Origin of the sequence: Nocardiopsis oceanisediminis, assembly GCF_048595525.1 — a bacterium.
Classification (GTDB): Bacteria; Actinomycetota; Actinomycetes; order Streptosporangiales; family Streptosporangiaceae; genus Nocardiopsis_A; species Nocardiopsis_A oceanisediminis.
The window spans coordinates 4,844,135-4,862,999 of record NZ_JAFMZJ010000001.1 but is presented as its reverse complement, the minus strand read 5'-3'; the positions used below and the strand labels follow the sequence as shown (position 1 = coordinate 4,862,999).

17 protein-coding genes are annotated in these 18,865 nt (G+C 75.1%); 6 read left to right on the top strand and 11 right to left on the bottom strand.

Going from position 1 to position 18,865, the window contains the following annotated elements:
* Positions 1-119 precede the first annotated feature (119 nt).
* Both J0910_RS21290 and glgX read right to left on the bottom strand, forming a co-directional pair.
* Entirely contained in the window at positions 120-869 is a 750-nt protein-coding gene (locus J0910_RS21290) for a pyrimidine reductase family protein (protein ID WP_420160312.1), read from the bottom strand.
* 70 nt (positions 870-939) lie between these two features.
* Positions 940-3,084: a glycogen debranching protein GlgX gene (glgX, locus tag J0910_RS21285; RefSeq protein WP_420160311.1), complete on the bottom strand. Its 2,145-nt coding sequence runs from the start codon at positions 3,082-3,084 to the stop codon at positions 940-942.
* Positions 3,085-3,303: 219 nt separating this feature from the next.
* On the opposite strand from glgX, the gene J0910_RS21280 reads away from it, so the two are divergent.
* A complete protein-coding gene (locus tag J0910_RS21280) occupies positions 3,304-3,957 on the top strand; it encodes a class I SAM-dependent methyltransferase (protein WP_420160310.1) in 654 nt (217 codons plus the stop codon).
* A gap of 269 nt (positions 3,958-4,226) precedes the next feature.
* Here the strand turns inward: J0910_RS21280 and J0910_RS21275 are convergent, their stop codons facing one another.
* From J0910_RS21275 to J0910_RS21240, 8 genes are all read right to left on the bottom strand, one after another.
* Entirely contained in the window at positions 4,227-5,858 is a 1,632-nt protein-coding gene (locus J0910_RS21275) for an acyl-CoA dehydrogenase family protein (protein WP_420160309.1), read from the bottom strand.
* 104 nt (positions 5,859-5,962) lie between these two features.
* Positions 5,963-6,523: a Uma2 family endonuclease gene (locus tag J0910_RS21270; RefSeq protein WP_420162040.1), complete on the bottom strand. Its 561-nt coding sequence runs from the start codon at positions 6,521-6,523 to the stop codon at positions 5,963-5,965.
* 37 nt (positions 6,524-6,560) lie between these two features.
* Positions 6,561-7,172, bottom strand: coding sequence for a Uma2 family endonuclease (locus tag J0910_RS21265; RefSeq protein WP_420160308.1), 612 nt, complete (start codon positions 7,170-7,172; stop codon positions 6,561-6,563).
* A 183-nt stretch (positions 7,173-7,355) separates the two neighbouring features.
* Positions 7,356-8,159: a sirohydrochlorin chelatase gene (locus J0910_RS21260; protein ID WP_420160307.1), complete on the bottom strand. Its 804-nt coding sequence runs from the start codon at positions 8,157-8,159 to the stop codon at positions 7,356-7,358.
* Positions 8,141-8,872, bottom strand: coding sequence for a phosphoadenylyl-sulfate reductase (locus J0910_RS21255; RefSeq protein ID WP_420160306.1), 732 nt, complete (start codon positions 8,870-8,872; stop codon positions 8,141-8,143). Before J0910_RS21255 ends, J0910_RS21260 begins: the two co-directional genes overlap by 19 nt.
* Positions 8,869-9,075, bottom strand: coding sequence for a hypothetical protein (locus J0910_RS21250; protein ID WP_420160305.1), 207 nt, complete (start codon positions 9,073-9,075; stop codon positions 8,869-8,871). Before J0910_RS21250 ends, J0910_RS21255 begins: the two co-directional genes overlap by 4 nt.
* Before the next feature lie 28 nt (positions 9,076-9,103).
* Entirely contained in the window at positions 9,104-10,777 is a 1,674-nt protein-coding gene (locus tag J0910_RS21245; protein ID WP_420160304.1) for a nitrite/sulfite reductase, read from the bottom strand.
* A gap of 211 nt (positions 10,778-10,988) precedes the next feature.
* The gene (locus tag J0910_RS21240) at positions 10,989-11,078 is read right to left on the bottom strand and encodes a putative leader peptide (RefSeq protein WP_017596097.1); all 90 of its coding nucleotides are present in this window, start codon (positions 11,076-11,078) and stop codon (positions 10,989-10,991) included.
* A 204-nt stretch (positions 11,079-11,282) separates the two neighbouring features.
* On the opposite strand from J0910_RS21240, the gene J0910_RS21235 reads away from it, so the two are divergent.
* From J0910_RS21235 to J0910_RS21220, 4 genes are all read left to right on the top strand, one after another.
* Complete coding sequence (locus tag J0910_RS21235; RefSeq protein ID WP_420160303.1) at positions 11,283-12,719, top strand: YhjD/YihY/BrkB family envelope integrity protein; 1,437 nt, start codon at positions 11,283-11,285, stop codon at positions 12,717-12,719.
* A gap of 164 nt (positions 12,720-12,883) precedes the next feature.
* Positions 12,884-13,630, top strand: a complete 747-nt coding sequence (locus tag J0910_RS21230; protein ID WP_420160302.1) for an HNH endonuclease family protein — start codon at positions 12,884-12,886, stop codon at positions 13,628-13,630.
* A gap of 549 nt (positions 13,631-14,179) precedes the next feature.
* A complete protein-coding gene (locus J0910_RS21225; RefSeq protein WP_420160301.1) occupies positions 14,180-15,610 on the top strand; it encodes a hypothetical protein in 1,431 nt (476 codons plus the stop codon).
* Positions 15,611-15,637: 27 nt separating this feature from the next.
* Positions 15,638-16,354 carry an LPXTG cell wall anchor domain-containing protein gene (locus tag J0910_RS21220; RefSeq protein ID WP_420160300.1) on the top strand — a complete coding sequence of 239 codons (717 nt, stop codon included), beginning with the start codon at positions 15,638-15,640 and terminating at the stop codon, positions 16,352-16,354.
* Between the two features lie 266 nt (positions 16,355-16,620).
* Here the strand turns inward: J0910_RS21220 and J0910_RS21215 are convergent, their stop codons facing one another.
* Positions 16,621-17,868: an MFS transporter gene (locus tag J0910_RS21215; RefSeq protein ID WP_420160299.1), complete on the bottom strand. Its 1,248-nt coding sequence runs from the start codon at positions 17,866-17,868 to the stop codon at positions 16,621-16,623.
* A 325-nt stretch (positions 17,869-18,193) separates the two neighbouring features.
* Between J0910_RS21215 and J0910_RS21210 the strand changes: the two genes are divergently transcribed.
* Positions 18,194-18,763, top strand: coding sequence for a GNAT family N-acetyltransferase (locus tag J0910_RS21210; RefSeq protein ID WP_420160298.1), 570 nt, complete (start codon positions 18,194-18,196; stop codon positions 18,761-18,763).
* Positions 18,764-18,865: the final 102 nt, after the last annotated feature.

Here is an 18,865-nt window from a genome sequence, read left to right as displayed (position 1 = left end):
GGGCGGCCGGCCCGGCGCGCGCGGGCGGCGGGAAGCCCCGGCGGCGGCCGGGCCGTCCCCCGGGGCGGGCGGCGGTGGCGCTCTCTCCGCGCCGCCCCGCCCGCCGGGGAGCGGCGGCCTCAGGCCCGGGTGTAGCGGGCGAAGAGCGCCCCCTCGGACTCCAGCAGGTGCTCCAGGCGGAGCGGCGCGGTGTGCGAGGGCGCGTCCCCGGCCACGATCCGGGAAGCCGCCGGGCCCAGCAGGTGCGGGCTGGTGGTCAGGCAGAGCTCGTCGAGCAGGCCGGCCGAGGCGAACTCCGCGAGCAGGTGCGGGCCGCCCTCGGTGAGCACCCGGTTCAGCCCGCGCGCGGCCAGTGCCTGCAGTACCGCCACCGGGCTGACCGACTCCCCGCCGGCGATGACCACCTCGGCGCCGGCCCGCTTCGCCGCGCGGAGCCGGTCCGGCGGCGCCGAATCGGTGGTGAACACGATGGTGGGGGCGTCCTCCGGGGCGGATCCCAGCAGGTCGGGGTGGAGGTCCAGGGAGCGCGTCACCACCGCCACCGACGGGGTGGACGGCCGCCCCTCGCGCAGCCCGGCCCAGACCTCGCGGGGGCGCACCGGGCGGTAGCCCTCGATCCGGGCGGTGGCGGCCCCGGCCAGCACCACGTCGGACAGCCCGCGCAGCACCCCCATCACGGCGCGGTCCGCCGGCGAGCTGAGCTCGGCGGTGCGCCCGGAGGGCCCCCACGCCCCGCCGTCGGCGCTGGACACCATGTTGCAGCGGAGCCAGGGCCGGTCGAGCCCGGCGGGGTAGGCGTAGCGGGCGGCGAGGTCGACCTCGCCGCCGGGGTCGGGCAGCAGGGCGCGGAAGCGCGGGACGGAATCCATGGCTGCGAGGTTAGTATCCGCGGCCGCCGATCCGGCGGCGGCCGGGGCGGTGCCGCCCCGGCCGCCCCGGTCAGCTCGGCGGCTCGGGGCGCCGGACCCGGCCGGACGCGCCGTGCGAGACGCGGCGCAGCAGGATGAGCGCCCGGTCGATCACCGGGACCCGGCCCTCCGCCGGTACGAACGGCCGGTCGGAGACGTCGGGGTCGGCGGTGTCCAGCACGGTCTCCCAGGCGATGCCGAACTCCTTGCCGGGGACGCGGAAGTCGGTCGGCGCCGGGCCGGCGTTGAACAGCAGCAGGAAGGAGTCGTCGCGGACCGGGCGGCCGTGCGGGTCGGGTTCGGTGATCGCGTCGCCGTTGAGGAAGACGCCCAGCTCCTGCACCCCGTCGTGCCAGTCGCCGTCGCCCATCCGCGCGCCGTCCGGGCGGAGCCAGGCGATGTCGGGCAGTGCGCCCGCGCCGGGCCGGCCGCCCTGGAAGAACCGGCGGCGGCGGAACACCGGGTGCTCGCGGCGGAGCCGGGCCAGCCCGCGCACGTAGTCGAGCAGGTCCTCCTCCTCGGCCGCCCGCTTCCAGTCCATCCAGGCGATCTCGTTGTCCTGGCAGTAGGCGTTGTTGTTGCCGCCCTGGGTGCGGCCGATCTCGTCGCCGTGCGAGAGCATCACCACGCCCTGGGAGCAGAACAGCGTCGCCAGCAGGTTGCGCACCTGGCGGCGGCGGAGCGCCAGCACCTCGACCCGCTCGGTGGGCCCCTCCACGCCGTGGTTGGCCGACCGGTTGTCGTCGGTGCCGTCCCGGTTGTCCTCGCCGTTGTCCTCGTTGTGCTTGCGCTCGTAGGAGACCAGGTCGGCCATGGTGAAGCCGTCGTGGCAGGTGACGAAGTTGATCGAGGCGACCGGGCGGCGCCCGTCGTCCTGGTAGAGGTCGCTGGAGCCGGCCAGCCGGGAGGCGAGCTCGGGGACCACCGGCCTGCCGCGCCAGAAGTCGCGCACGGTGTCCCGGTACTTGCCGTTCCACTCGGTCCACAGCGGCGGGAAGTTGCCCACCTGGTAGCCGCCGGGGCCGACGTCCCACGGCTCGGCGATCAGCTTGGTCTGGGAGATCACCGGGTCCTGCTGGACGATGTCGAAGAAGGTGCTGAGCCGGTCCACGTCGTGGAACTCCCGGGCCAGCGCCGAGGCCAGGTCGAAGCGGAAGCCGTCGACGTGCATCTCCATCACCCAGTAGCGGAGCGAGTCCATGATGAGCTGCAGCGAGTGCGGGTGGCGCACGTTGAGGCTGTTGCCGCAGCCGGTGTAGTCGACGTAGAACCGCGGGTCCCCGTCGGCCACCCGGTAGTAGCTGAGGTTGTCGATGCCGCGCAGGGAGAGGGTGGGGCCCATGTGGTCGCCCTCGGCGGTGTGGTTGTAGACCACGTCCAGCAGCACCTCGATGCCGGCCCCGTGCAGGGCCTTGACCATGGCCTTGAACTCCTGCACCTGCTGGCCGCGCGACCCGTTGGCCGCGTACCCGCTGTGCGGCGCCAGGTAGGCCAGGGTGTTGTAGCCCCAGTAGTTGGTCAGCCCGCGGGCGACGAGGGCGTGCTCCGGCACGAAGTGGTGCACCGGCATCAGCTCCACCGCGGTGGCCCCCAGCGAGGCCAGGTACTCCACCATCACCGGGTGCGCCAGGCCGGCGTAGGTGCCCCGCTGGTGCTCGGGGACGCCGGGGTGGCGCATGGTCAGCCCGCGCAGGTGCGCCTCGTAGATGACGGTCTCGTGGTAGGGCACCCGGGGGCGGTTCTCGTTGCCCCAGTCGAAGAACGGGCTGACCACCACGCACTTGGGCACGTAGCGGGCGCTGTCCCTGGTGTTCCGCCGGCCCGGGTCGTCGAAGTGGTAGGAGAACAGCGACTCGTGCCAGGTGACCGTGCCGTCGATGGCCTTGGCGTAGGGGTCGACGAGGAGCTTGGCCGGGTTGCAGCGCAGGCCGCGCTCGGGCGCGTAGGGGCCGTGCACCCGGTAGCCGTAGCGCTGCCCCGGGCCGATCCCGGGCAGGTAGCCGTGCCACACGAAGCCGTCGGCCTCGGTGAGCGGGACCTCGGTCTCCTCCCCGGCGTCGTCGAACAGGCAGAGCACCACCGCCTCGGCGGCCTCGGAGAAGAGCGAGAAGTTGGTCCCGGTGCCGTCGTAGGTGGCGCCGAGGGGGTAGGGGGTTCCTGGCCAGACTTCCACCATGGGTCGCCGTCTCCGCTCCGGGGTCGCTGCCGTCGCCGGTGGGCCGGGGGTGCCGCCCGTGGCCCTGCCACCGGTATTGTGCCCCTTTCCGCACCGGATTCCGCGGAACCGGTGCGCGGCGGTGCCGGATTCCCGTCCCGCCGGGGGTACGGAACCGGCCCGAGCGGATATACCGGACCGAAACGACCCACTGGCCGGCCGAGCTAGCGGAGGACCGGTATGGCGCCATCGGAGAGTGGAGAAGGGCGGCCGACGCGGGCCCAGCTGGTGCGGGCCCGCTGCTACGACCGCCTGGTGCGCAGGGCCGACCCGCACTGGGAGGGGCCCGTCCGCGGCCGGCTGCTCGGCGGGCTCACCGGCAGGGTGCTCGACGTCGGCGCGGGCACCGGCAAGTCCCTGGCCGACCTGGCCGGAGCCGGGCACGTCACCGCGGTCGAGCCCGCCCCGGGGCGCCGCGCCCTGCTCGCCGAGCGCGCCCGCGCCGCCCCGGTCCCGGTGGAGGTGGCCGACGCCGACGCCGAGGACCTGCCCTACCCGGACGCCTCCTTCGACGCGGTCTGCTGCGTCCTGATGCTCTGCTCGGTGGGCGACCCGGCCCGGACCCTCGCCGAGATCCGCCGGGTCCTGGTGCCCGGCGGCACCCTCGCCTTCATCGAGCACGTCCGGGAGGAGGAGCCGGGGGCGCGCGCCCGGGTGCAGCGCGCGGTGGCGCCGCTGCAGCGCCTCCTCCTCGGCTGCGACCTGCGCCGCCGCACCGAGGAGGCGATCGGCGCGGCGGGCTTCGCCGTCGAGGAGATCACCCGGAACCGCCCGTTCGGCCCGCTGGCGCCGTCCCAGCCGATCATCGTCGGCCGGGCGTCGGCCCCCCGCTGACGCCGCGGGGCGTCCCGGCCCGGGGCCCGGGAGGCACCTCGGGGCGGGAGGGCGCCCGAGCGGGCGAGCCGCCCGGCCGGCCCCCGGCGTCAGTCCCGCTGCCGGCGCCTGCGGGGCCCCGGGCTCGGAACCATGCCCGTCCGGCTCACCGGGACCGGTCCCGCCGGGAGGCCGTTCGGGCGCGGAGGCCGCCGGGGCCGCCCGCAGGGGCCGCCGTCGCGGGCCGGGCACCGGGCTTCCCGCCGGTTCCCGCGGGGAGCCCCCCGGCCTCACCCGCGCGGGCGGGCCCGGTCCAGGATCGCCCCGGTGTCGGTGCCGCGCGGCAGGGTGCCGAACACGTCGCCGCGCCCCTCGCCCAGCCGGGAGGCGGTGAACGCCTCCGCGACCGGCGCCGGGGCGAACCGCAGCAGCAGCGACGCCTGCAGGCTCACCGCCAGCAGCCGGACCAGCTCCCGGGCGCGGAACTCGGCGTCGGAGAGGTCGGACAGCTCGGCGCCGATCCGCTTCAGCGCGGCGTCCAGGTGCGGGTCGGCCCCCTCGGCCAGGCGCACCTCGGCCAGGAGCGCCTCCACGCTCTCCGGGCTCTTGGCCATCGCGCGCAGCACGTCCAGCGCGGCGACGTTGCCCGAGCCCTCCCAGATGGAGTTGAGCGGCGACTCGCGGAACAGCCGGGGCATCCCGGACTCCTCCACGTAGCCGTTGCCGCCCAGGCACTCCAGCGCCTCGGCGGCGTGCGCCGGGGCCCGCTTGGTCACCCAGAACTTGCCGACCGCCACCGCCAGCCGGCGGAACGCGGCCTCGCCGGCGTCGCCGCGCGCGCTCCGGTCGGCGGCGCCGGCCAGCCGGGTCATCAGCGTGGTCGCCGCCTCCGACTCCAGCGCCAGGTCGGCCAGGACGTTGCGCATCAGCGGCTGGTCGATCAGCGCCCTGCCGAAGGCCCGGCGCTCGCTCGCGTGGTGCACCGCCTGCAGCAGCCCGGCGCGCATCCCGGCGGCCGACCCGATCACGCAGTCCAGCCGGGTGCCGTTGACCATCTCGATGATGGTGCGCACCCCCTTGCCGGGCTCGCCCACCCGCCAGGCGAAGGCCTCCTCGTACTCGATCTCGGAGGAGGCGTTGGACCGGTTGCCCAGCTTGTCCTTGAGCCGCTGCAGCCGCAGCGCGTTGCGCGAGCCGTCGTCCAGCACCCGCGGCACCAGGAAGCAGGTCAGCCCCTCCGGGGCCTGGGCCAGGGTGAGGAACAGGTCGCCCATCGGCGCGGAGGTGAACCACTTGTGCCCGGTCAGCCGGTAGGAGCCGTCGGCGGCGGGCACCGCCCGGGTGGTGTTGGCCCGCACATCGGAGCCGCCCTGCTTCTCGGTCATCGACATCCCGGCCAGCAGCCCCTGCTTGGTGCCGGGGGCGCGCAGGCCGAAGTCGTAGCTGCGCGCGGTGAGCAGCGGCTCGAACCGGGCGGCCAGCTCGGGGGAGTGCCGCAGCGCGGGGACGGCGGCGTAGGTCATCGAGACCGGGCAGCCGTGCCCGCCCTCCACCTGCGACCAGACGAAGAACTTCGCGGCCCGCGCCGCGTGCGCGCCGGGCCGCTCGTCGGCCCACGGCGCGGCGTGCAGCCCGTGGCCGACGGCGGTGTCCATCAGCACGTGCCAGGCCGGGTGGAAGTCCACCTCGTCGATCCGGTTGCCGTACCGGTCGTGCGTGCGCAGCTCCGGCTCGTTGGCGTTGGCCTGCTCGCCCCAGGCCCGGGCCCGCGCCGTCCCGGCGAGCCGCCCCAGCTCGTGCAGCTCCCCGGCGGCCCAGCCGGCCCCCTCCCGCTCCAGCCCCGCGGTGAGCGCGTCGTCCGCCGCGACGTCGTAGTCCTCCAGCGGGCTCGCCTGGTTGAACACTTCATGGGTGGCGGGCATGGGGGCGCCGTCCCTTCCGAATCCCGTTCGGTACCGATCGGCGCCAGCCTATCCCGCCCGCCCGGCCCGTACCGATGCGGGGAGCGCCCCGAAGCGGCGAGTGCTCAGCCGCCGTACCGGGGCAGCCCCTCGGTCTCGATCTCGACGTCCTTCAGCGGGGCGGGCAGCACGACGGTGTCGCCGAACTTCCAGTGGTGCACGCTCTGATAAGTGCCGTTCCGGGGATCCGAATAGCAGGTGATCGCTCCGTCTCGGGGGTCCAGGAGCAGATGGACGGGAATGCCCATCCCCGCGTAGACGCCGGGCTTGACCTTGGTGTCGATCGTGGAATTCCCTCTGGAGACCACTTCCAGGGCGAAATCGACGACGTCCGGGGAATTGAGCCGGACATCGTCGTCCTCGGCCTCGACAGGAAGGACGACCAGGTCGGGGATGACGATGTCGTCATCTTCCCCGGCCCGGCCGACCGAGGTGGTCTGCAGAGTGATCCGGCTTTCCGGGAGCTGCTTCTCCAGCTGGAGGAGAACGCGCCGGATCACGCCGTTGTGCTCGTTCGTTGAGACGGGGGACACGATGATGTTTCCTCCGAGGATCTCCACCCGATAGCCGTCGGGGAGCGACTCGGCTGTTCTCCTCGCGGCCGCACGCAGCGCGGAACCGTTCACGGGGGCAAGGCGGAGCAGGTTGTGAGGGGCCCGGAGGTCAGTCACCGTAGTACGGAAACCCCTCGGTCTCGATCTCGACGTCCTTCAATGGGGCGGGCAGCACCACGGTGTCGCCGAACTTCATCCGGCTGATCGCCTGGTATGCGCCCTCGCGGGGGTTCGAGTGGAGAACGATCGAACCGTCCCGGGGGTCGGCCAGAAGGAAAACGGGGATCCCCATCCCCGCGTAGATCTGAGGCTTCAGCTTGATGTCCGTTTCGGCATTGCCTCGGGAGACCACTTCCATCACGAAACAGAACGCCTCGGGGTGGACAAGCCAGTGGTCCTCCGCCGCCTCGACGGGCATCACCGCGAGATCAGGGGTCACGTAATCTGCGTTCTGCCCGTGTTCGCCGATGGAGACGACCTGATAGCACTCCAGGTCATCCGGAAGCCGGGTGACGAGCCGGCGGTGGACTCGACTGACCACGGTGCCGTGCAATGCGGAAGGGGTAGGGGACACGACGATGCTTCCTCCGAGGATCTCCACCCGATAACCGTCGGGGAGCATCTCGGCCGTCTTCTCGGCGACCGCGCGCAGTGAAGGCTCTTCTGTGCGATTGGAAAAGGCCTCGACTGATTCGAGCCGCTCGGCTGCTGCCACGGACATGGGGTCTGCTCCTCCTTGAGACTCCGCCATCGTAGAGAACAGCCCCTCTCCATGTCCGGGAAACCAACAGGATCCCAGGACTCAGCGTAGTCACCGGCGGGTCCGGTCTCCAGCCTCACCGCCCGTGCGCGCGCGGTCGCCGCCCCGGCGTGGGGCGGCGGCCGCGCGGTCGGTGGCCGGTGGTCAGCGGGCGGGCAGGCGGGGGAAGGACGGTTCGGCCCGCAGGGCCTCGGTGTAGCGGTGCAGGGCCAGGGCGGCCGTCTCCGGGAGGTCGCCGAGGGGTTCGGAGACCGCGGCGGCGCCCTCGGACAGGGCCTGGTCGCGGACCCGGTCGGAGAAGAGGCCGGGGGCGAGCAGGTAGGTGGCGACGGCGACCCGCGGGGCGCCGCCGGCGCGCAGCCCGGCGACGGCCTGCGCCGGAGAGGGCGAGGCCATCGAGGCGAACGCCGGGACCACCGAGCGCCACGGGCCGCGGGCGGCCAGCTGCCCGGCCGCCCGGGCCACCACCGCGTTGGCCTCCGGGTCGCTGGAGCCGGCCGAGGCCAGCACCAGCGAGGTGTCCGGGGACGCCCGCACCCCCGCCTCGCGCAGCCGCCGCTCCACCGCGTCCAGCAGCCACGGGTGCGGCCCCAGGGTCGACGCGTAGCGGATGCGCAGCCACGGGCCGGCCGCGCTCACCCGCTCCAGCAGCCGGGGCAGGTCCACCCGGCTGTGGTAGGCGGCGGTGAGCAGCGCGGGCAGCACCACCGCTTCGCCCGCCCCGTCCGCGGCCAGGCGGGTCAGCTCCGCCTCCGCGCCGGGCCCGACGTGGTCCAGGTAGGCGGTGCGGACGTCCAGGTCCGGGCGGAGCGCCCGGACCCGCTCGAAGATCCGCTCGACGGCCTCGGCGGAGCGCGGGTCGGCGCTGCCGTGCGCCACCGCGAGCAGCGGCGCCGGGCGGTGCGCGGAGCGCGTCGGGTCGCCGGCGGTCACAGGTGGATCCCGCATTCCGTCTTGCCCAGACCCGCCCAGCGGCCGCTGCGCGGGTCGGCGCCCGGCTCGACGCGGCTGGTGCACGGGGCGCAGCCGATCGAGGGGTAGCCGTCGTACTGGAGCGGGTTGACGATGACGCCGTTCTCCGCCATGTAGGCGTCCACGTCCTCCTGGGACCAGTCGGCGATCGGGTTGACCTTGACCATCCGCCGGCGCCGGTCCCACTGGACGGTGCCGATGCCGCGCCGGGTCGACGCGTCGTCCCGGCGCAGCCCGCTGAGCCAGGCGTCGTAGGGCTCCAGGGCCTCCTTCAGCGGCTCCACCTTGCGCAGGTGGCAGCAGATGGACGGGTTGCGGCCGTGCAGCCGCGGCCCCAGGTCGCGGTCCTGCTCGGCCACGGTGCGCCGGGGCTCCACGTTGACCAGGTTGATCGGGTACATCGCCGCGACCGCGTCGCGGGTGCCGATGGTCTCGGCGAAGTGGTAGCCGGTGTCCAGGAAGATCACGTCGATGCCCGGCACGGTCCTGGAGACCAGGTCGACCATGAGGGCGTCGGCCATCGAGGAGGTCATGCACAGCCGGTCGCCGAAGGTCTCCGCGGCCCAGGCGATGATCTCCCGGGCCGGGGCCCCCTCCAGTTCGCGGGCGGCGCGCTCGGCCAGGGCGCGCCGCTCCTCGTCCTCGGCGGCGGTCCGCCCGCCGTCGGTGCGGGTGTCGGTGGCGCTCATCGGTTCCCATCCGTCCCGGTCGGGCCCGCGCCGCCGCCGGCGACGGAGGCGCTGCGCAGCCCGACGAACTTGACCCGGAAGACGCGGGCGCAGGAGTGGCAGGCCCAGGCGTAGCCCGCGCCCTTCTCCGCGTCCCCCTCGTGCGGCACGAGGTCCTCGTCGCCGCAGTACGGGCAGTAGTGGGGTGCGGCTCTCTCGCTCATCGGCGGTCCCCTTCCCGTCTCGGTGCGCTCACTTCAGGTCCGCGTCGTCGGCGCGGGCGGCCCACACCGCGAAGGGCTCGCCCTCCTCCCGCTTCTCCAGGAAGCGGCGGAGCACCCGCTCGATGTAGTCGGGGAGCTCGTCCGCGGTGGTCTTCAGGCCGCGCACCTTCCGCCCGAACGAGGCGTTGAGGCCCATGGCGCCGCCCAGGTGCACCTGGTAGCCCTCGACCTGGCGCCCGTCGGCGTCGGTGACCAGCTGCCCCTTGAGGCCGATGTCGGCGACCTGGATCCGGGCGCAGGAGTTGGGGCAGCCGTTGAGGTTGACGCTGACCGGCTCGGGGAAGTCGGGCAGCCGCTTCTCCAGCTCGTCGATGAGCGAGGCGCCGCGCGCCTTGGTCTCCACGATGGCCAGCTTGCAGAACTCGATGCCGGTGCAGGCCATGGTCTGGCGGCGGAACACGCTCGGCCGGACCTGCAGGTCCTCCGCCTCCAGCGCGGCCGTGATGGCCTCGGTCCGGGACTCCTCGACGTCCAGCACGACCAGCTTCTGGTCCGCGGTGGTGCGGATCCGGTCCGAGCCGTGCGCCTCGGCGATGTCGGCGATCCGGGCCAGCTTGGTGCCGGAGACCCGGCCCACCCGGGGGGCGAAGCCGACGTAGTAGCGGCCGTCGCGCTGCCGGTGCACGCCGACGTGGTCGCGGCGCACCCCGGGGTCGAGCACCGGCTCCGGGCCGTCGGGCAGCCGGTAGCCGAGGTACTCCTGCTCCAGCACCTCGCGGAAGCGCTCCGCGCCCCAGTCCTTGATCAGGAACTTGATCCGGGCGCGGTGCCGCAGCCGCCGGTAGCCGTAGTCGCGGAAGATCGCGCACACCCCGGCCCACACCTCGGAGACCCGCTCCGGGGCGATGAAGGTCCCCAGCCGCTGGGCGAACATCGGGTTGGTGGAGAGCCCGCCGCCGACGTACAGGTCGTAGCCGGGGGTGCCGTCCGGGCCGGTCACCCCGGCGAAGGCGACGTCGTTGATCTCGTGGTTGACGCAGTGCACCGAGCACCCGGAGACCGAGGTCTTGAACTTGCGCGGCAGGTTGGAGAAGAGCGGGCTGCCGATGTGGTCGTCGTGGATCCGCCGGATCTCCGGGGAGGCGTCGATGACCTCGTCCTCGGCGATCCCGGCGAGCGGGCAGCCGAGGATGACCCGCGGGGTGTCGCCGCAGGCCTCGGTGGTGGACAGGCCCACCGCCTCGAGCTTCTCCCAGATGGCCGGGACGTCCTCGATGCGGACCCAGTGCAGCTGCACGTTCTGCCGGTCGGTGATGTCGGCGGTGTCGCGGCCGTAGGCGGTGGAGATCTCCGCGACGGTGCGCAGCTGGGCGGTGCTCAGCTGGCCGCCGTCGATGCGGATCCGCAGCATGAAGTAGCGGTCGTCCAGCTCCTCCGGCTCCAGCACCGCGGTCTTGCCGCCGTCGATGCCCGGGGCGCGCTGGGTGTACAGCCCGAACCAGCGGAACCGGCCCCGCAGGTCGGCGGGGTCGATCGAGTCGAAGCCGGCCTTGGAGTAGATGTCGATGATGCGCCGGCGGACATTGAGCCCGTCGTCGTTCTTCTTGTTCTCCTCGTTCTTGTTGAGCGGCTCCCGGTAGCCGAGGGCCCATTGGCCCTCGCCCCGGCGCGGGCGGGGTCGGGACGTCGTGGAAGGAGGCATTGCTGGGGATCCTCCGTGCGGATCGCGGGGCCGGGGAGGCGACCGCCGCGCACCACGTTCCGGCTCCGCCGCCCGGCACGCCGTCGTGATCCGGGCAGGGGGCTGTTCAGCCGGTTCGGGTGGGTGACGTCGGCGCCGCCCGGGCCCCAGTGAGAACTGGGCGGGATCATCGGGCGCGGGGTCTGCGGTAACCCGGCGCGCCGCGGCGGAGTCAGCCGACGTGGCGACAGATGGCGCTGCTGACCCGGAGCAGGTCCACGTGCCGGCGCACGTAGAGCATGGGGTCGATCGCAGCCATCATGCTGAAGACGATCGCACGGACGGTGACCGGCTGTCCAGGCCCGGCCGGCGGGCGGGGGCAGTGAAGCGGGTCACGTCCGCCGCTCCTCCGGTTCCGGGCAGGTCACGTTCGGCTATGCGGAGCGACACGAAAAGGCGTCACCGGTCGAGCGGGAGCGGCGCGCGCGGCGGGCCGCCCGTAACGTTGGTGGACGTGAGGGGCTTTGTGGACAGATGGCGCGCCGCCGCGGAGGGGTGGATCCGCCGGAACCCGGTCCCGGGCCGCCCGGTGCTGCTGGTCGCGCGGACCGTCCGGTCGGTGGCCCGTACCCGCATCGTCGGGCTGGCCGCCGAGTCCGCCTTCTTCTCGCTGCTCTCCCTGCCCGCCCTGCTGCTCGGCCTGGTCGGCACGCTCGGCCACTTCAGCGGGGTGTTCGGCGAGCAGACCGTGCAGCGGATCCGCGCCCGGATCCTGGAGCTCTCCGCCGACGCCCTCACCCAGCACACGGTGGACACCCTGGTCGCCCCGCTGGTCGACGACTTCCTCCGCGGCGCCCAGGGCGGCGTGCTCTCGCTGACCTTCCTGGTCTCGCTCTGGTCGGGCTCGCGGGCGCTGAACGTGTTCATCGAGGCCATCACCATCGCCTACGGCCTGGACGGGCTGCGCGGCTACATCCGCCAGCGCCTGCTGGCGCTCCTGTCCTACCTGGGCGCCCTGGTCTTCGCGCTGGCCGTGCTGCCGGTGATGGTGGTCGGCCCCGACATGGTGCACCGGCTCCTCCCGGCGACGGTGGGCCGGCTGGGGGCCGCCTACTGGCCCGCGGTCGCCGGGATGACGGTCCTCGCCGTGGCCACGCTGTACCTGGTGGCCGTGCCGGAGCGGGTCGCGTTCTGGCGGCACCTCCCCGGCGCGGTGCTGGCCGCCGCGATCCTGCTGCTCGGATCGGTGGTGCTCCGGCTCTACTTCGGCGCCTCCTTCGGCCAGGTCACCATCTACGGGTCGCTGGCGGCGCCGATCGCGGTGGTGGCCTGGCTGTGGGTGATGGCGCTGGCGGTGCTCATCGGGTCGGCGCTCAACGCCGAGATCGACCTGATGTGGCCCACGCAGCGCACCGCCGAGGCCCGGGCCGAGCTCGCGGCGCGCCGCTTCGACCGGGCCACCCGCCAGGTCGAGCGGCACGAGCAGGCCCTCCAGGTCGCCCAGGAGCGCAGCGGCGAGGACGGCGGCCCCGAACCGGGCGGGCCCACCGGGGTCGGCCGGCTGCTGCGCAGGTTCGGCGAGAACGGCGGCGGGGGCCGGGACCCGGACGCGGAGGACGGGAGCGGCCGCGCGCCCGGCGCCGCGGCGGCCCCGCAGCCGGATGGAGCGCTTCCGGCGGAGCCCTCCTCCGGCGAGGAGGAGGGCGCCCCGGAGGAGAGCGCCCCGGAGGGCGCCCGCTCCGCCGGGGAGGCCGGAGCGCCCGCGGACCGGCCGGAGAGCCGGCCCGCCGGCGAGGACGGCCCGCCCGCGGGGGGAGGGGACCCGCCCGGGCCGCACCCCGGGGAGCCCGGTGAGGGACGGGCGGAGGAGCCGGGCCCCGCCGGGGACCGGGGCGGCCCCGAGGCGGACGCCCGCGGCCGGGACCGGTCCGCGCCCGGCGGGACCGGGCCCCCGCAGAACTGACGCCGCGCCGCCTTCCGGCATCCTGGAACCGGGGAGGGAGCCCTCCCCGCACCCGCCCCGGCGGACCCTTCCGGGCACGGCACGACTCCGAGCACGGCACGAGCTCTCCCGAACACGGCACGGGCTCTTCCGGACACGACGAAAAGGCAGGTCGAAGCAGAGCCATGTCCCGTTCTCCCCGGCGCCCCTCCCCGCGCGGCCCCCGCGACCGCCGCAGGACCGGCGCCTACATCACCATCGTCGCGGCCCTCGCGATCGTCGCCTTCGCGGTACTGGTGATCGACCACGGCCTGTCCGGAGCGCTGCGGGTGCTCACCGGGCAGGACCCGGAGGGCGGCCAGGGCACCGCGGGCCCCGGCACCTCCGCCGGCGCCGAGCAGGCGCAGCGGCTGCTGGCCGAGGTCCCGGTCGAGGACCCGCGCCCGCGCGGCGACTACGAGCGGGACGAGTTCGGCTCCTCCTGGGTGGACACCGACGGCAACGGCTGCTCCACCCGGAACGACATCCTCTCCCGCGACCTGGACCGGGTGCGGGCCGCCGACGGCTGCAAGGTCACCGACGGCGTGCTGGACGACCCCTACACCGGGGAGCGGCTGGAGTTCACCTCCGAGGACCCGCAGGCGGTCCAGATCGACCACGTGGTGCCGCTCTCGCTGGCCTGGAGGACGGGCGCCTCGGAGTGGGACCGCGACACCCGGGTCGAGTTCGCCAACGACCCGGACAACCTGCTGGCCTCGGACGGCCCGGCGAACATGTCCAAGGGCGACGCCGGGCCGGGGGAGTGGCAGCCCTACGAGGGCTTCCGGTGCGAGTACGCGGTGGCCTACGTCGAGGTGGTGCACCGCTACGGGCTGGCGGTCTCCGCCGAGGACCGGGAGGGCCTCGACGAGATGCTCGGCACCTGCGCCTGACCCCTCCGCCCGGCCCCGCCGCCCCGGCGGATCGCGGTTCGGACGCCGAACGGTTGCGATTCGGGCGCGCCCGTGGCCGGAACCGGTCAGCCGAGAACGGCGATCCGGCGGAGCCGGAGCGGCCCCGCGGGCGTCCTTTCCATGGCGGGAAGCGGCGCGATGCCCGGGTGATCCACCGGTGGGCGATGCGTCGCGGCTGGTGAGCGGGGGTGGAGAGGTGGCAGGGGCATGCGGGGGAGGGGGCGGGGAACGGGGCGCCGGCGGGCCGCCGGACCGCCCCTCCCGGGCACCGGGCGGCCGAAACCGTCCCCGGCCCGGGTCAGTATGCTCGTCGAGGCCACCGACGCCCCCCACCGGCTTCTCCGGCCCTACCCCGCTCAGGCGGTCCCATGCCGACGACCGCCGCATCGACGCACCCATTCCTTCGCCGGAACCGGTATCCGACGACTCGACGAACAGGTTCAGCACCACGATGAGCGCAGCGTTTCCCCCGCGGGGCGGACGGCCTGTGACCGGTCCGCGCATCCGGCCGACACGGGTCGGTGCGCCATGAACGCCGGCACCGGTCCCGAAGCGCAGCACCACGCGGTCATCGTCGTCATCGCCCCGGACGAGCGCAGCGCCGAGGTCACCATCGAGGGCCGCACCCGGGTCGTGCACGGCGAGAGCCCCCGGCAGACGCGGAGCGGCGCCCTGGACGCCGCCGCCTCCTACGCCGCCCACCTCGGCCGCCCGGTCCTGGTCAACGCGCGCGACGCCAACGGCTCCTGGCAGCTCTCGGTCTCCCCGACCGGCGTGGTGCAGACCGTCGGCGGCACCGACGCCGAACTGGGCGCGAACCGGGAGAAGAAGCCCGCCTCCGGCAAGGGCCGCAAGGTCCTCGTCGGCACCGCCTCCGCGGTCCTGGTCCTGGGCGTGCTCGGCGGCGCCGGCTACTTCGCGCTGGGCCTGCTGCCCGGCGGCGGGTCGAGCGGCGCCTCCAGCGACGCGGAGACGCCGATCGCCTTCGACGCCCGGCCCGCCCCGCCGGGGTTCGCCGCGGAGGCCGCCTGGTCCCACCCGATGGCCCCCGGCCTCGACCCCACGGTGGCGCCGGACGGCGGCAGCGCGGCGTTCGTCTCGGAGGGCGGGGAGCTCACCCTGATCGGCCCGGACGGCGCCGTGCGGTGGGCGGAGAAGCTCCCGGTCCCCGCCGGTGAGGTGGAGAACGGCCCCTACTTCGTGGTGGACGGGGACGGCTACGGCGTCGCGCTGCTCGGCAAGGGGCGGATGTGGCGCTGGCCCGCCGAGGGCGGCGAGCCGGTCGAGACGGAGGTGCCCGAAGGCGGCCGCGTCTCCTTCGCCGGCGGCGCCCCGCTGGTGGAGGGCGGCGACGGCGAAACCTTCGTCACCGACTCCGACGGCGGGCTGGAGCGGATCGAGATCCCCGGCTCCGGCTACGGCGCCATGCTCTACGACGGCGAGCAGGTCCTCACCGCGGTGCTGAGCGGCCCGTGGCAGTGGGCGCGGCCCGACGGCGGCGGCGGGGAGAAGGTCGAACCGGAGGCGCCGAAGGGCGGCGACGAGGTCGACCGCCTGCTCACCGCCCGCGCAGACCACGTCGTGGTGCTGTGGACCGCGAAGCGCGGCGACGACGGGATCGTCGCCGTGCACGACTCCCGCGACGGCTCCGTCGTCGCACATGCCTCCGTCGACCCGGACGAGCTGTCCGAAGCGCACTGGGAGCAGGGCGGTGACGTCGCCGCCTACGGCCCGGTCGTGTTCGACCTGGCCGCCGGCGAGGCCACCGTGACCGGCCTCGTGCCGGAGAGCGCCTCGGACGGCCGGGTCTTCGGTGAGATCGACGGCGGCGCGGTCGCCGTCGACGGTACGGGAGAGGCGACCGAGATCGACCCGGACACGGCCCGCCCCTGGGGTCTGCTGGACGGCAGGGCGGTCGTCGCCGCCGGAGAAACCCTCTACGGCCTCTCCCCGGAATAGATCCCCCTCACAGACGAAAGGAGCAGGATGTCGCACGCACGACGCGCGTTCGGCGTCGCGGCCGCGGGCCTGCTGGCGGCCGGCTTCTCTGCGGCGCCGGCCCTGGCCGACACCGACGAGCAGCCGGTCGAGCCGGTCGAGGCGCCGGTCGAGCCTGCCGAGGGTTCCCCTGAGGGCACCCTCATCACGCTCGAGGTCGGCAACCCGCTGGACCCGATCCTCGACCCGATCCTCCCCGACCCGCCGGACCCGGACCCGGACCCGACGGACCCCCCGCTGCCGCCGGACCCGACCGACCCGCCGGACCCGCCGGACCCGGACCCCACGGATCCGCCGGACCCGCCGGACCCGGACCCGACCGACCCGCCGGACCCGCCGGACCCGGACCCCACGGATCCGCCGGACCCGCCGGACCCGGACCCGACCGACCCGCCGGACCCGGACCCCACGGACCCGCCGGACCCGGGTGACCCCGGCAACCCGCCGGACCCGGGTGAGCCGACGCCGCCGCCGGCCGACGAGCGCCCCGGTGGCGACGGCTCGGACGACGGCTCCGACGACGGCTCGGCTTCGACCGGGACCTCCGCCTCCGGCGGCAGCGCCTCGGGCGACGAGGGCCCGACGGAGCTGCCGAAGACGGGCGCGAGCGACCTGGACGGCTTCGTCCTGGGCGGCGTGCTCGCCACCGGCCTCGGCGCGCTGACGATCTACGCCAGCCGCCGCAAGGCCGCCCCGCTGGCCTGAGGTCCGGAAGGACCCCGGCGAGCCTGAGGCCCCGGCCGCTCCCCGCGAGCGGACGGGGCCTCCCGCCGTTCCGGGGGCGGCGTGCGGGAACGCCTCCGGCGCCCGCCCGGCACCGGTGGGGCGGTACCGCGCACGCCCCCGCCCCCGGCCGGACCGCCGGCCCCACCGCCCGCCCGCGCCCGGCGCCGAGGGGCCGGAGGCGCGAGGCGGGCCGTTCCCCCACCCGCCCCTTTCCCCGCCTGCCTCGCCCCCCAAGGCGCCGGCGGTCAATGCGCGGCCGGGCGCGGGCGCACGGCGCCGGCCAGGGCGGCCGCGAGCAGGCCCGCGGCGCCCACCGTCCACAGCGCCGCACCCAGCGAGGCGGCGTCCGCGATCGCGCCGATCATCGGCGGGAAGACCAGGAACCCGACCCGGCCCAGCCAGCCGACGACGGCCACGCCGTCCCCGCTGCGCACCCCGGGGACGGCCCCCGCGGCGGCCAGGGTGAGCGGGAACAGCGTCGCCACCCCCAGGCCCAGCAGACCGAACCCGGCGATCCCCGCGGCCTGGTAGGGCAGCAGCACGGCCACCGCCACCCCCGCCGCGGAGACCAGCGCTCCGGCGCGCACCACCGCCACCGCGCCGAACCGGTCGGTCAGCCGGTCGCCGGTCAGCCGGCCCACCGTCATCATCGCCTGGCAGGCCACGAACGGCATGCCCGCCAGGAACGCCGCCGCGCCCAGCTCGGCGCGCATGTACACCGCACCCCAGGAGGCGGCGGAGTCCTCGATCGCGCCGGCCGCCATGAGGAGCAGGCTGAGCGCGAGCAGCAGCGGCGCGGCGCCGCGCAGCGCGCCGGCGGCGCTCCGCAGCCGCCGCACCGCCCCCGCGGGCCGCGCCTCCGCGGGCTCCCCGGGCGCGTCCGCCCCCGCCCCGCCCCGCTCCTCCGGGAGCAGGTTCCGGCCGGCCCAGGCCAGGGCGGCGAGCAGCACCAGCGAGGCCGCCGCCAGGTGCACCGGGAGCGGCACGCCGGTCCCGGCCGCGAGCGAGCCGGCCAGGCCGCCGCAGACCGCGGCCACGCTCCACACCGCGTGGAAGGTGTTGATGATGGTCCGCCCGTACCGCTGCTGCACCCGCAGGCCGTGGGTGTTCATCGCCGCGTCCATCCAGGCGTCGCCGCACCCGATGGCGAACAGCGCCAGGGCCAGCGCCCACCAGCCGGGGGCGAACGCGACCAGCGGCAGCACCAGGGCGACGAGCACCCCGGCGGCGACCGAGGCCCGGCCGCTGCCCCAGCGGGCGATGAGCGGCCCGGCGAGCATCCCGGTGAGCAGCGCGCCGAACGGCAGCGCCGCGATCGCCGCGCCCAGCTCGGTGTTGGACAGGCCGAGCCCGCTCTTGAGCGCGGGCAGCCACGGCACCACGTTGGTGTAGGCGAACCCGTTGACCGCGAACAGCACCGCGACGGCGGCGCGCGCCCGCACCGCCGTCCGATCGGGGGGAGTGGTCCGCTGCAGCCGTCGCTCCGATGCCATCGGGCCTCCGTGTTCTCTCGGATCCCGGCCCTGGTCGGGCACGGGCGGTCACGTCGACGTCACTTCCCGTGCGCATCCGGGGTTGCGCGGGGAGGGGCGGGCGATCTACATATGATCTTCCGGCCCGCGCCGCGGAGCGGCGCGGAGGCCGGTGCGTCCCTGTCCGTTCCGACCCCTCCCGTCCGACCGCGCGGAGGCCCCGGCCGCCCTCGGCGGCCTTGCGCCGACGCTACATGCCGAGCCCACCGGGCGACCCGCCGGATCCCCGCCGGATCATCCGATCCCCGGCGGTCGACGACCCCTCGACGACCGGAGCCCCCGACAGATGATCGAGCTGAGCGCGCTGCGTGAGAAACCGGCCCTGACGGGCGATCGGGTGCGGCTGGTACCGCTCTCCGAAGAGCACGCCGACGACTTCTACGCCTCCACCAACGACGAGGAGATCCGCAGACTGACCGGGACCCACCGGGTCTTCGACTACGAGGAGGTCCGCGCGTGGTGCGCGGGCCGGGCGGCGCAGCCGGACCGGCTGGACCTGGCGATCCTGTCCCGCCCCGACGACAGGTTCGTGGGCGAGCTCGCGCTGCTCGACGTCGACCCGGAGAACGAGAGCGCGGCCTACCGGATCGCCCTGTCCGCCCTGGAGTTCACCGGGCAGGGCATCGGCAAGGAGGCCACCCGGCTGCTGCTGCGCTACGCCTTCGAAGAGATCGGCCTGCACCGGGTCTGGCTGGAGGTCTACTCCTTCAACATGCGCGCCATCGCGGTCTACCGCTCCTGCGGCTTCGCGGTGGAGGGCCGGCTGCGCGACGCCCTGCTCTGGGAGGGGCGCCGGCACGACGCCCTGGTGATGGGCGTCCTGGAGCGGGACTTCCGCAAGGCCGGCGGGGGCTGAGCGGGCCGGGCCGCACCGATTCCCCGCCCCGCCGATGTTGCGCGGAGCCGCGCAGCGGGTATCCCGTTGGCACTTTCTCAACCGCACACGCGAGGGGGAGCG

Excerpts from the sequence above, each read along its gene's own strand:
- J0910_RS21290 (WP_420160312.1), bottom strand. The coding sequence starts at position 869 with ATGGATTCCGTCCCGCGCTTCCGCGCCCTGCTGCCCGACCCCGGCGGC.
- glgX (WP_420160311.1), bottom strand. The coding sequence starts at position 3,084 with ATGGTGGAAGTCTGGCCAGGAACCCCCTACCCCCTCGGCGCCACCTAC.
- J0910_RS21280 (WP_420160310.1), top strand. The coding sequence starts at position 3,304 with ATGGCGCCATCGGAGAGTGGAGAAGGGCGGCCGACGCGGGCCCAGCTG.
- J0910_RS21275 (WP_420160309.1), bottom strand. The coding sequence starts at position 5,858 with ATGCCCGCCACCCATGAAGTGTTCAACCAGGCGAGCCCGCTGGAGGAC.
- J0910_RS21265 (WP_420160308.1), bottom strand. The coding sequence starts at position 7,172 with ATGTCCGTGGCAGCAGCCGAGCGGCTCGAATCAGTCGAGGCCTTTTCC.
- J0910_RS21260 (WP_420160307.1), bottom strand. The coding sequence starts at position 8,159 with ATGCGGGATCCACCTGTGACCGCCGGCGACCCGACGCGCTCCGCGCAC.
- J0910_RS21255 (WP_420160306.1), bottom strand. The coding sequence starts at position 8,872 with ATGAGCGCCACCGACACCCGCACCGACGGCGGGCGGACCGCCGCCGAG.
- J0910_RS21250 (WP_420160305.1), bottom strand. The coding sequence starts at position 9,075 with ATGAGCGAGAGAGCCGCACCCCACTACTGCCCGTACTGCGGCGACGAG.
- J0910_RS21245 (WP_420160304.1), bottom strand. The coding sequence starts at position 10,777 with ATGCCTCCTTCCACGACGTCCCGACCCCGCCCGCGCCGGGGCGAGGGC.
- J0910_RS21240 (WP_017596097.1), bottom strand. The coding sequence starts at position 11,078 with ATGATGGCTGCGATCGACCCCATGCTCTACGTGCGCCGGCACGTGGAC.
- J0910_RS21230 (WP_420160302.1), top strand. The coding sequence starts at position 12,884 with ATGTCCCGTTCTCCCCGGCGCCCCTCCCCGCGCGGCCCCCGCGACCGC.
- J0910_RS21225 (WP_420160301.1), top strand. The coding sequence starts at position 14,180 with ATGAACGCCGGCACCGGTCCCGAAGCGCAGCACCACGCGGTCATCGTC.
- J0910_RS21220 (WP_420160300.1), top strand. The coding sequence starts at position 15,638 with ATGTCGCACGCACGACGCGCGTTCGGCGTCGCGGCCGCGGGCCTGCTG.
- J0910_RS21215 (WP_420160299.1), bottom strand. The coding sequence starts at position 17,868 with ATGGCATCGGAGCGACGGCTGCAGCGGACCACTCCCCCCGATCGGACG.
- J0910_RS21210 (WP_420160298.1), top strand. The coding sequence starts at position 18,194 with ATGATCGAGCTGAGCGCGCTGCGTGAGAAACCGGCCCTGACGGGCGAT.